Below are 769 nucleotides of genomic sequence, written 5' to 3' on the forward strand. Positions count from 1 at the left end.
GAGTTATTCCGATCGCGGTTTGAGAGGGTGATGACCGATGAGCAATAAACTTCAGGGGCTGGTTTGGGATGCATGCGCGCCGGCTGGCTTATCTATTTCGCAGGTGGCAATCATGTCTCGGCTTGCTGATTACAGCAACGACGACGGTATTAGTTGGCCTTCGATCCCGCGTATTGCCCGTCAGGTAGGCGCCAAAAGTCCGAACACAGTTCGCAGTGCATTGAAGGTTCTCGAGGCTGGCGGCTGGCTAAAAGTGCAGGAACGTAAAACCAAAGGGCGCAACACAAGCAATATTTACCGCCTAAACGTGGGAAAGCTGATTCAGGCAGCAGCAGAAGCAAATTCCAATGATACCCCTTCAAATTTTGAAGCATCAGATTCTGAGGTATCAAAAATTGAAGCCTCAAAATCTGAGGGTTCAAATAACAACGCGGTAACTGCAATTAGCCCTTCAAATTTTGAAGCCGATCCACAAGTAACTACAACACCTGATCCACAAGGTAATAAAACCCTTAGTCCGGCCGCTTCGCAGCCAGACGACAACACTGATGAAAATTTTCTGTCTCTTCATCCCGAAGCGGTTGTGTTCAATGCCAAAAAACGCAAGTGGGGCAGCGCTGATGACCTGACCGCAGCCGAATGGATTTGGGGAAAAATCATCCGCATGTACGAACAGGCTGCTGAATGCGACGGCGAGATTGCCCGACCGAAAGAACCGGACATGACGCTTTGGGCAAATGAAGTCCGCCTGATGTGTACTGCCGACGGG

General features: G+C 50.1%; 1 protein-coding gene. It reads left to right on the forward strand.

Annotated features, from left to right (window positions below):
* Positions 1-37 precede the first annotated feature (37 nt).
* The coding region (locus AC1DUO_RS25720) for a helix-turn-helix domain-containing protein (RefSeq protein ID WP_477989547.1) at positions 38-769 on the forward strand (732 nt) is incomplete at its 3' end.

The sequence above is a fragment of the Rahnella sp. P4_A8 genome (assembly GCF_056402435.1).